The 11,553-nt window shown below is 57.2% G+C and carries 10 protein-coding genes; 9 read left to right on the top strand and 1 reads right to left on the bottom strand.

Annotation, left to right across the window (positions count from 1 at the left end; genetic code table 11):
* The first annotated feature begins 186 nt into the window (after window positions 1-186).
* The 9 genes from AAF465_00560 (at window position 187) to zapE (ending at window position 11,034) form a co-directional block, all read left to right on the top strand.
* A complete protein-coding gene (locus AAF465_00560; protein MEM7081218.1) occupies window positions 187-1,356 on the top strand; it encodes an acyl-CoA dehydrogenase family protein in 1,170 nt (389 codons plus the stop codon).
* 52 nt (window positions 1,357-1,408) lie between these two features.
* Window positions 1,409-2,590, top strand: coding sequence for an acetyl-CoA C-acyltransferase (locus AAF465_00555; GenBank protein ID MEM7081217.1), 1,182 nt, complete (start codon window positions 1,409-1,411; stop codon window positions 2,588-2,590).
* A gap of 126 nt (window positions 2,591-2,716) precedes the next feature.
* Window positions 2,717-3,484 carry an SDR family NAD(P)-dependent oxidoreductase gene (locus AAF465_00550; GenBank protein ID MEM7081216.1) on the top strand — a complete coding sequence of 256 codons (768 nt, stop codon included), beginning with the start codon at window positions 2,717-2,719 and terminating at the stop codon, window positions 3,482-3,484.
* A gap of 131 nt (window positions 3,485-3,615) precedes the next feature.
* Complete coding sequence (locus AAF465_00545; GenBank protein ID MEM7081215.1) at window positions 3,616-5,019, top strand: pitrilysin family protein; 1,404 nt, start codon at window positions 3,616-3,618, stop codon at window positions 5,017-5,019.
* Complete coding sequence (locus tag AAF465_00540; protein ID MEM7081214.1) at window positions 5,016-6,404, top strand: pitrilysin family protein; 1,389 nt, start codon at window positions 5,016-5,018, stop codon at window positions 6,402-6,404. The genes AAF465_00545 and AAF465_00540 overlap by 4 nt, the downstream gene beginning before the upstream one ends.
* Window positions 6,405-6,538: 134 nt before the next feature.
* The gene (locus AAF465_00535; GenBank protein ID MEM7081213.1) at window positions 6,539-8,119 is read left to right on the top strand and encodes an electron transfer flavoprotein-ubiquinone oxidoreductase; all 1,581 of its coding nucleotides are present in this window, start codon (window positions 6,539-6,541) and stop codon (window positions 8,117-8,119) included.
* Window positions 8,120-8,179: 60 nt separating this feature from the next.
* Entirely contained in the window at window positions 8,180-8,926 is a 747-nt protein-coding gene (locus AAF465_00530; protein ID MEM7081212.1) for an electron transfer flavoprotein subunit beta/FixA family protein, read from the top strand.
* Complete coding sequence (locus AAF465_00525; GenBank protein MEM7081211.1) at window positions 8,926-9,867, top strand: electron transfer flavoprotein subunit alpha/FixB family protein; 942 nt, start codon at window positions 8,926-8,928, stop codon at window positions 9,865-9,867. The genes AAF465_00530 and AAF465_00525 overlap by 1 nt, the downstream gene beginning before the upstream one ends.
* Window positions 9,868-9,945: 78 nt before the next feature.
* Window positions 9,946-11,034, top strand: coding sequence for a cell division protein ZapE (gene zapE, locus AAF465_00520; GenBank protein MEM7081210.1), 1,089 nt, complete (start codon window positions 9,946-9,948; stop codon window positions 11,032-11,034).
* A 21-nt stretch (window positions 11,035-11,055) separates the two neighbouring features.
* Here the strand turns inward: zapE and AAF465_00515 are convergent, their stop codons facing one another.
* Window positions 11,056-11,541 (bottom strand): GNAT family N-acetyltransferase, encoded by a 486-nt coding sequence (locus tag AAF465_00515; GenBank protein MEM7081209.1) that lies wholly within the window; start codon window positions 11,539-11,541, stop codon window positions 11,056-11,058.
* Window positions 11,542-11,553: the final 12 nt, after the last annotated feature.

Genomic DNA, 11,553 nt, shown 5'->3' with positions numbered 1-11,553 from the left:
TGTCGCAGTATAGAGTGAATCGGCCAGCTCGTGGGCACCGGTGCCACCGCTCGACCGGATGCGTGCACTCACGGCCGCCCGGCACCACTTGTCATAAGCCCTCGCCAACCCCACAAAGCACCCTTCGCCGGCTTAAGCTACCCGCGGCCTTGCGCTATACTTTGCGCCCCTGCATCACCGGCTAACATGGATATGGCGATCATCAATACCTCGATTAACGAAGAACTCGACATGCTGCGCGAGGCAGTGCGCCGTTTCGCCGACGCCGAGCTTGCCCCGATCGCCGAGCAAATCGATCGAGACAATGCGTTCGATCCAGCACTATGGCAAAAAATGGGCGAGCAAGGGTTGCTCGGCATGACCGTACCGGCGGAATACGGCGGCAGTGAAATGGGCTATCTGGCTCACGTTGTGGCCATGGAAGAAATATCCCGCGGCAGTGCCTCCGTCGGTCTGTCCTACGGCGCGCACTCGAATCTGTGCATGAATAATTTGTATCTAAACGGCACCGATGCGCAGCGCCAGCGCTATCTACCCAAACTCTGCTCGGGCGAGTGGGTCGGCGCGCTCGCGATGTCCGAACCGGGCGCCGGCTCGGATGTGGTCGGCTCGATCACCTGTAAAGCCGTTGATCAGGGCGATCATTATCTCGCCAACGGCTCCAAAATGTGGATCACAAACGGTCCCGACGCGGATGTGCTGATTGTTTACATGCGCACGAAACAAAACGATACCGGCTCACGCAGCCTAAGCGCGTTCCTGGTCGAAAAAGGTATGCCGGGATTCAGCACGGCACAAAAACTCGACAAATTGGGCATGCGCGGTTCCAATACGTGCGAGCTGGTGTTCGACAACTGCGCGATCCCCAAAGACAACCTGCTGGGTGAACTGCACGGCGGCGTTTATTTATTGATGCGCGGCCTCGATTCCGAGCGACTGGTGCTGTCGGGCGGTCCGCTGGGCATCATGCAGGCCTGCATGGACCTCGTGCTCGCGTATTTGCACGAGCGCAAACAGTTTGGCAAGGCCATCGGCGAATTTGGCATCATGCAGGCCAAACTGGCGGACATGTATACCTTGCTTCAGGCCAGCCGCGCCTTCACGTATCGCACAGCCGAACTATTTGATGCAGGTGTGCCGACTCGTCAAGATGCTGCCGCCTCGCTATTGATGGCCTCAGAAAGTGGCGTCAAGCTGGCGCTTGAAACCATCCAATCGTTGGGCGGCAACGGATACATCAACGAATACCCCGCCGGCCGCTTGCTGCGCGATGCGAAGTTGTACGACATCGGCGCCGGCACCAATGAAATTCGACGCATGTTAATCGGCCGTGAGCTGTTCCGCTCCGCCGGTTAAGCTACGCATTTTTTAGCGGTCATACCGCTCCATTTATAAAGGCAAACACACCATGAGCTCAGATCCCATCGTCGTCGTCGGTGCCAAACGCACCCCAATTGGCGCCTTCCAAGGGGCGCTCTCCGGCGCCTCTGCCGTCGATCTTGGCGCCACCGCCAATGCTGCTGCGCTGAAGCAGGCCGGCGTGAATGGCGACGAACTCAGTGAAGTGCTTATCGGCTGCGTTTTGCCCGCGGGCGTCGGTCAGGCACCGGCGCGACAGGCCGCACTTGGCGCTGGCATCCCGACCAGCGTGCCCTGCACCACCGTCAATAAGGTCTGCGGATCGGGCATGAAAACCGCCATGATGGGCCACAACGCGCTGGCCAGTGGCGAAGCTGACATTGTGCTAGCCGGCGGCCTGGAGTCGATGAGCAATGCACCCTATCTGCTTCCAAAGGCCCGTGGCGGCTACCGCATGGGGCATCAGCAGACACTCGATCACATGTTCTACGATGGCCTGCAAAACCCCTATGACGGCAATATGATGGGCCACTTTGCCGAGGCGACAAGCGAGCGTTACGGCTTTACGCGTGAGCAACAGGATCAATACTCCATCGAATCCGTCGAGTGGGCCCTGAACGCCATCAAAAATGGCCATTTTAAGGATGAGGTCGCGCCGGTCACTTATACCGCCCGCCGCAAAACGATCACTGTCGACCAGGACGAAGAACCATTCAACTGCGACATCGAGAAAATTCCAACGATGAGACCCGCGTTTCGACGCGACGGAGGCACCGTCACGGCAGCCAGTTCGTCTTCAATCTCCGATGGCGCCGCATCGCTGATTCTGACGCGACAGAGCATTGCCGCTGAGCGCAAGCTCAACGTGCTGGCCACGCTACGGGGCGCCACCGGTTTCGCACACGAGCCCGAGTGGTTTACGACGGCCCCTTCATCAGCGATTGCTACTGTGCAGGCTCAGCTGGGTTGGACAGTCGACGATGTCGACTTGTACGAAATCAACGAAGCGTTCGCCTGCGTGACGATGGCCGCTATGCATGACGTGGGCATTCCGCGTGACAAGGTTAACGTTAACGGCGGCGCGTGCGCATTGGGTCATCCCATTGGCGCGACCGGTGCCCGACTGCTGGTGACGCTCATCTATGCGCTACGCAATCGCGGACTAAAGCGCGGCATCGCGTCACTGTGTATCGGTGGTGGCGAAGCGCTGGCGGTTGCGCTGGAAGTCTAGACACCGCCACGCGACGGCAGAAGACCGGCCATTCGTTCGCACGGCTTGGCGCCGCCCAAGCGTGCCCCGATTCACGCGAGGCAGGCGCGCTCCGTTCTGCAACGCGACAACAGTGAGGAATGCATCATGATTCTAGAAAGCGCACGAGCGATCATCAGTGGCGGCGCGTCGGGCCTTGGGTTCGGCGTCGCAGAGCACATCGTCAATGCAGGCGGTCAGGTTACGCTTTTGGACATCAATGAAGAAGCCGGTCAGGCCGCCGCCGCCCAACTGGGGTCGGCCGCCCACTTTGTGACGACGGATGTCAGCAGCGAAGAGAGCGTGGTGGCGGCTGTGAAAGCGAGTTTGGCGCAGATGGACGCCATCACGTTATCGGTGAATTGCGCCGGCATCATCGGCGCGGCAATGGCGCTGGGTAAAAAAGGGCCGATGCCTGGCAGTCAATTCGAGCAAGTACTCAAAGTCAATTTGCTCGGTTCGTTTTTACTCGCCCGCACGAGCGCCGAGGCAATGCTCGACAACCCCGCCACTGAACAGGGCGAGCGCGGCGTGATCGTGAACACCGCCTCGGTCGCCGCGTTTGAAGGCCAAATTGGCCAATCAGCGTATTCGGCTTCCAAAGGTGGCATAGTGGGCATGACGTTGCCGCTCGCACGCGAATTTGCCCGTCACGGCATCCGCGTCATGACCGTTGCGCCGGGCATCTTTATGACACCGATGATGGCCGGACTACCCGAACAGGTGCAGGAGTCACTCGCCGCACAAGTGCCCTTTCCCAGTCGGCTTGGGCACCCTGCTGAGTTTGCCCACATGGTGGCGAGCATTTATGGCAATCCTATGCTCAACGGTGAGACGATTCGCCTGGACGGCGCGATCCGCATGCAGCCAAAATAACGACCGAACAGTCATGATCAAAGGACCACGATGAACAACGGCGTCGCCGTATGGTCCATACTGTAGTAGTGCGGTCCCCACTCGTACCGCGATCAAAACCTAACTCTTGCGATCATTTATGGAGATCAGCCATGTTGCGAACGGTGTTACTGGTTAGCTTGGCGCTGCTGCTCGGTGCGTGTGCGTCGACCGATACTGCCCCACCTGCGCCCGCTGCGGCCGCCGACAGCGCATTGGCGCTGCCCATTTACTATACGACGATGGATAACGGCCTGCGTGTCGTCGTCTCCGAAGACCACTCGGTACCGACGGCCACCGTCGCGGTGTACTACAACATTGGCTTTCGCATCGAGCCACGCAACCGCACGGGATTTGCCCATTTATTTGAGCACATGATGTTTCAAGGGTCAGAGAATCTCGGCAAGATGGAGTTTATTAATCTCGTGCAGAGTAACGGGGGGGTGCTCAACGGCTCGACGCGTTTCGACTTCACGAACTACTACGAGGTGGTGCCCTCCAACAAAGTCGAGACCATGCTCTGGGCCGAAGCCGATCGTATGCGCGGACTGGCGATCACTCAAGAAAACCTGACCAACCAGCAGGGTGTGGTTAAAAACGAAGTGAAGGTAAACGTGCTGAATCAACCCTACGGAGGTTTCCCTTGGTTGGATGTACCCGCCCACGCCAATGAAAACTGGTACAACAATCATAATTTCTACGGCGACCTTGAAGATCTTGATTCGGCCACACTCGAAGATGTGCAGGATTTCTTTGACACGTACTATGCGCCGAACAACGCTGTATTAGTTGTCGTCGGCGACGTTGATACCGAGCGTGTTATGGACATGGTCAAACAGCATTTTGGCGACATCGAACCCGCCGAATTGCCACCGCCGGTTGATATTTCTGAACCACGCCAAAACAAGGAGAAGCGTGTCACCAAGGTATACCCCAAAGCACCTCAACCGGCATTGGCGGTCTCTTACCATATGCCCGAGCGCAACTCGCCGGAATACTATGCGATGGGCATCATCACGCAGATGTTGCTGTCGGGCAAAGACAGTCGCTTCTATAAAAAACTCGTCAAAGAGGCGGGCATCACATCGTCTGTGGGCGGCGGCGTCAACCTTATAGGGAATATGTACAACTACAATGGGCCAATGAATTGGCATATGTCGATCATCCATGATCCGCGCGTCACCACCGACGAGATTATGCTCATGATTGATGAAGTGATCGACGATTTGCGGGTTAACAAAGTCTCGCGCGACGACATTGAGCTTGCGCGCACCAAAATGCGTTCAAGCTTTTATGGACTGCTCGGCAGCTCAACAAAATTTGGGGTTGCCGATCTACTCGCCTGCTTCACTTTGTTTGACAATGATCCTTGGCGTATCAACCGACTTGAACAAGAGTTTGATGCCGTGACGCCCGAACTGATTTTGACGACGGCACAAGAGTACTTACGCCCCAGCAATCGTCTGGTGCTGGATGTCACCAACGGTGAAGACGGTTCGCAAGGAGCGGCACAATGAAACAGCTTAGGTTGATGTTACTGATTGGGTTGGCCGCCTTATGCAGCGCAGGCTTTGCCCGCGAACTGCCGCCAGAGGGCGGTCCCGCTCGCGACTTTAATCTGCCGACCATCGAGCGACTCACGCTCGATAACGGCTTGCGCGTGACGCTAGTACCGTTCGGCAAAATTCCCAAAGCCATGATTCGTGTTGATGTACACACCGGCAATTTGAACGAAGGCGACAATGTCTGGCTCGCCGACCTGACGACCGAACTGATGAAAGAGGGCACCGAGCTTCGATCCGCTGAACTCATCGCTCGCCAAACGGCCCGTATGGGCGGCGAGCTATCCCTATCGACCGGTCTCGATCAAACGTATTTGGGTCTGTCGGTTCTGTCGGAGTTCGCCGGTGATGCGCTGGGTCTTGCGGCAGAAGTGCTCAGACAGCCGGCGTTCCCAGCCGATCAACTCGAACGACTGCGCGCGGGTCTTGTGCGTAGCCGCGCGCTCTCGCTGAGTCGGCCCCAGGCGATCGCCGCCGCCGCCTATGCCGAATTGCTCTACCCCAATCATCCCTACGGCCGCTCGTACCCCACCGAAGAGCAGCTCGCGGGCTACACGCTCGATCAGATTAAACACTACTATCGGGACAATTTTGGCGCTCAACGCAGTCACGTCATGATCGCAGGTCAATTTGACCGCGATGAGATGATGGCGGCCGTCCGACGAGAGTTTGGCGATTGGGCGGCGGGTCCCGCCCCGTTGACGTTACCGCCAACCGTCGCGAGCGGTTTTCGGCTCAAACTCATCGACCGACCTGGCGCCCCCCAGTCCACCCTCATTTTAGGTCTACCGGTCGACGATGTGGCCTCGCCGGACTTTACAGCACTCAATCAGATGCAGATTCTGCTCGGCGGTTATTTTTCTTCGCGCATGACAGCCAATCTGCGTGAGGACAAGGGGTACACCTACTCCCCACGAAGCCGCATTTCAATGAACTACCGCACCGCGAACTGGGCGCAGACGGCCGATGTGACGACCGAGCATACGGGCGACTCACTGAATGAAATTTTCGCCGAAATAGCGCGAATTCAGGGGGAAGCGCCCTCGGTGGCCGAGGTGTCGCGCACCCAGAACTACCAAACTGGCACGTTTGTCTTGTCACATGCGACGCCCGGTGGCCTGTTGGCGCGCATCTCGCAGATGACCCTGCACGATTTACCCGACGATTATCTCGATACCTACCTCTCCGCGGTCAATTCGATCACGCCGGATAAACATCAAAAAATGTCGCAAAAACATTTAGTTACCGATCAAATGACCCTGGTCATTGTCGGTGATTTGGCGCGGGTGGTGCCGCAGCTCGAAGCCGTACCGGCTCTGGAGGGTATCGAGCGATTGTAGACCGCGCCGGCCTATTAGTTGCCTCAAAAATTGGCCTCTCTATAATGATTCGGTCAAGAATGGCGCAGTACAGCATTCGCACTGGTGGGCGAGCGCCTGCGCGGAGGTAAGGGCGAGTGATCGAACGTGATGTGATGGAGTACGACCTGGTGGTCGTCGGTGCGGGGCCAGCTGGGCTCGCCACCGCCATTCGCTACAAGCAGTTGAATCCTGACGCGATGGTGTGTGTTCTGGAGAAAGCGTCCGAAATCGGCGCTCAGATTTTATCCGGTGCCGTGATGGAACCTGGCGTGCTGGACGAGCTGCTTCCCGAATGGCGTGACAATATGCCGGCGATCTGTGTCGAGGCAAAGAAAGACCGCTTTGCGTACTTAACGGCGACACGCTCGTTCACCCTTCCCACCCCGCCTCAGCAGCAAAACCACGGTAATTTTATTGTGTCGCTCGGCTCCCTGTGCAACTGGATGGGGAGCAAAGCCGAGGAACTGGAAATCGATGTGTTTCCGGGCTTCTCCGGCGCGGCGCCGCTGTTCAATGAAAACGATGAAGTGATCGGCGTACGTTGCGGTGACATGGGCGTCGCCAAAGATGGGAGCGAAGGGCCTGCTTTCGCACCCGGCGTCGACATCCACGCGAAATTCACCGTACTCAGTGAAGGTTGCCGCGGCAGCATCTCCAAACAACTCATCGCCAAATACGACCTCGCCGCCGGGAAGTCCCCCCAGACCTATGGACTGGGGTTCAAAGAGCTGTGGCAGCTACCAGAGGGACGCACCACGCCCGGGAATATTCAGCACACCATTGGCTGGCCGCTCAACAGCAAAACGTACGGCGGCAGTTTTCTCTATCAACTCGATCAAGACCGTTTGTATATCGGTTTTGTCAGCGGTTTGGATTACTCCGATCCGAACTTCAGCCCGTTCGAAGCCTTCCAACAGTTTAAACATCATCCACAAATCAAACAGATGCTAGACGGCGGGGAAATCCTATCGTCTGGCGCGAGAACGATCATCGAAGGCGGATTGCAGTCGCTGCCCAAACTCGATATGCCTGGCGCCATGCTCGTGGGCGATTCGGCTGGCACCATCAACGTGGTAAAGATCAAGGGTATACATATGGCGATGGGGTCGGGTGTGCTGGCGGCCGAACACCTGACCGAAGCGCAAACGACAGAGGGCTTTGACCAACGCTGGCGCGCTTCACCGCTCAACACCGAACTGAATAAGATCCGTAATATCCGGCCAGGATTTGCTAAGGGTTTGTGGCGCGGTCTTATCACCGCGGCGATCGAAACGGTGACCATGGGCAAGCTACCGCGCACGTTGCCCAACCACGCCGATCATGACTCGCTGCATAAGCTCGAGGGCTACACGTCGCCGGACTACGGCTGGATCGATCGCGATTTACCCCCAAGGGACCGTCTCGCGTCCGTGTACTTTGCATCAAACGAGCACGACGAAGACCAGCCCATTCACCTGAAGGTCGCCGACACCAGTATTTGTGTGACACAATGCGCCGAAGAATTTAACAACCCCTGCACGCGCTTTTGCCCCGCCGGCGTTTACGAAATTGTGGACGATGAAGAGGGTAAGCGATTGCAGATAAATTCAGCCAATTGCGTACACTGCAAAGCCTGCGACATTAAGGACCCTTACCAACAAATAACGTGGACCACGCCTGAAGGAGGCTCTGGACCCAACTATCAAAACCTCTAGCCACTGATAGCTGCCTGTCGGTCGCCAGATTCAATCGAACAAGAAATACTGGAGAAGAACATGAAGATTATTGCCTGCGTCAAACGGGTGATTGATTACAACGTTCGCGTACAGATCAACCGCGACGGCGACGGTGTGGTCACCGACGGCGTGAAGATGAGCATGAACCCCTTCGACGAAATCGCGGTCGAGGAAGGCTTACGACTCAAGGAAAAAGGCGTGGCCGATGAACTCATTGCGGTGAGCATTGGTGGCAGCGACTCTCAGCAGCAGCTGCGAACCGCACTCGCCATGGGTGCCGATCGAGCGATTTTAATTGAACAAACCGGCCCTATCGTGCCACTTGGTGCGGCCAAACTGCTGCTTAAGCTCATCGAAAAAGAGCAGCCCGGACTGGTGATTTTGGGTAAGCAGGCCATCGACGACGATCGCAACCAAACAGGACAGATGCTGGCGACACTCTGGGGTCGCCCGCAAGCCACCTTCGCCTCTGAAGTTGTTGTCAATGGCGACAGCGCCACGGTGACACGCGAAGTGGACGCCGGCATGGAAACCATCGACATCGACCTGCCGGCTGTCGTCACCACCGACCTGCGCCTCAATGAACCCCGCTTTGTCAAAATGCCGGACATCATGAAAGCAAAGAAAAAGCCGCTGGAAACTGTGGCCGCCGACAGCCTTGGCGCCGACGCCGCGCCGGCGGTGGGCACGAGCGACTACTCGCCGCCACCTACACGTGAAGCGGGCGTAATTGTCGATTCGGTCGACGCCCTTGTTGACGCACTGAAAGCAAAAGGACTGGTCTAATGAGCACTGTATTGGTAATTGCCGAACACGACGGCAGCGAACTGAATCCTTCGACCGCGCGCACCCTGACAGGCGTTGCGCCCCTGGGCGACGCTGACATTGCGGTCCTGGCAAATGGTGGTGCAGACGTCTGCGCACAGGCCGCAGCACTGGCCGGCGTAGCGAAAGTACTGCACGTGGACAATGCGGCTAACGCCAACGCATTGGCCGCCGTATTGGCTCCGCAAATTGCCGAACTCGCGGCTTCCTATGCCGTCGTGGCCCTGCCCTCGACCACATTCGGCAAAGACCTCGCCCCTCGCGTGGCCGCACTACTGGATGTGCACCAGGTTAGCGACGTTATGGAGGTCTACGACGCACACAATTTCCAGCGTCCGATTTACGCCGGTAACGTGCTGATCAAAGAAAACACCGAAGCCTATGCTAAGGCGGTCATTACGGTACGAACCGCCTCATTCCAAGCGGCCGAGAGCGGTGATAGCGCGGCCGCGATCGACGCGACAACGGTAAGTGCCGATCTTCCGACGCACACGCGCTTTCAAAAACTGGAAGCACAAAAATCTGAGCGCCCCGATCTGCAGAGCGCAGCCTGGGTCGTGTCGGGTGGTCGTGGCGTCGGTTCAGAAGAGCAGTTCAGCGTGATTTACGAACTGGCGGACAAGCTGGGTGCTGGATGTGGTGCTTCGCGCGCAGCGGTGGATGCAGGATACTGTCCGAACGACATGCAGGTCGGTCAAACCGGCAAGATTATCGCACCCGACGTGTACTTCGCCTTCGGCATTTCCGGAGCGATTCAACACATTACCGGCATCAAAGACGCCGGTACCATTGTCGCAATCAACAAAGACTCTGAAGCACCGATCTTTGAAGTGGCCGACATCGGCATCGTTGGCGATTTATTTGAAATCGCGCCGCAACTGGGAGACGCACTACAGAAGTAGTCTCTTCAGGCGATGACATGCGTTAGGCAATGAGGCGGCTGTGCAACGTACAGCCGCCTTTTTTTTTGAGCCCTTGTTTTGAGCATAGCAAAACGATATCAGCACGATCTGGACGCCAATCAATGGCACGCGGACGACGCACAGTGGCGAGCAGTCAACGCACTCGACACCTTGCGAGATGCATTGCTTGCGCCCGCCAGAAAACCCTCGCTATGGTCGCGGTTCATCGGCCAAGCACCGGCACCGGAAGCCCCGAAGGGCCTCTACATGTGGGGTGGCGTAGGTCGTGGCAAAACCTATCTCATGGACCTTTTCTATGCCGAGTGCGGTGACCTGCCCAAACGACGACAGCATTTTCACCGCTTCATGCTCGACGTACACGCACAACTCGAAACACTCAAGAAAATCGATGATCCACTTGCGATGGTGGCCAAGCGAATCCGACAACAGGCGGACGTCATCTGCTTCGACGAGTTTTTCGTGTCGGATATTGCCGACGCCATGATCCTCGGAAGACTCTTTGAAAAACTATTCGATCTTGGCATCGTGTTGGTCGCTACTTCAAACGTCGAGCCCGATAATTTGTATCGAGACGGCTTACAGCGCAGTCGGTTTTTGCCGGCTATCGATACGCTCAAGCAGTACACCAGCGTGCTGCACGTAGAGGGTGGCGAGGATTATCGCCTGCGTGTGCTAAAACAGGCGAATACCTTTCATGTACCCCACAATGCCGCCACACAAACGGTGTTGGATCAGGCGTTTTCCGCGCTAGCTCCCGACGCGGGCAGTCACGGAGCGACGATGCTGCTGGAGGGTCGAGAAATTGCCACACTGCGCCGCGCAGATGGCGTCGTGTGGTTCACATTCGATGCGATCTGCAACGGTCCTCGCGGTGCTGCCGATTACATCGAAATTGCGCGCACATTCCAGACCGTGGTCATCTCGGACATACCCGTATTGGATCGTCACAGCGACGACCAGGCACGCCGTTTTATCACGCTCGTTGACGAGTTCTATGATCGGCGCGTCAAACTGCTTCTGTCGGTTGCGGTACCGCTCGATTCACTGTATCAGGGCACGCGGCTGTCGTTCGAATTTGAACGAACGCGCAGTCGACTGATCGAAATGCAAAGCGAGGACTACCTGGCTCAAGCGCACATTCCGTAATCGCGTCGACCACTGTGTTGACTAACGAAAAAACCGCGTGAGCCAATGCGCCTCCGACAGCGGTAAAAAATACTGACGCACACCGTGCAGCTCTTGAAACCCCTCGCTTTCATACAGCGCGCGAGCGACACGATTACTGTCCTGCGTATCAAGCTTGATCCCTGAAAAGCGGTGAGACTGAGCGTATTGCTTGGCCTTGCGTATCAGCGCCCGCCCAACACCCTGGCGCCGCAATGAAGGCTGCACATAAAGATCGCCAAGCAGCAATATACGTGTCCCCGCCACCGTCGAAAACGACGAGAATAACTGGGCAAATCCTGCGGCTAAGTCACCTTGATCGCGCTCCACGCGTGCGATCAAGAACACCGCATCGCGTGCCGCCAAGCGCGCGCGCACAAAGGACTCAGCGGACGCAAGATCAGAAGCTTTGCCATAAAATTGCCGGTAACGATCGAGCAACACACTCAGCGCATCGAGGTGTTCAGCTTGCGCCTCAATGACATCCATAGGTCGTCTCGG

This window comes from Pseudomonadota bacterium, from assembly GCA_039028935.1.
Lineage (GTDB): Bacteria > Pseudomonadota > Gammaproteobacteria > Steroidobacterales > SZUA-146 > SZUA-146.
The sequence above is the reverse complement of the archived record's forward strand: the minus strand, read 5'-3'. Positions and strand labels throughout refer to the sequence as shown.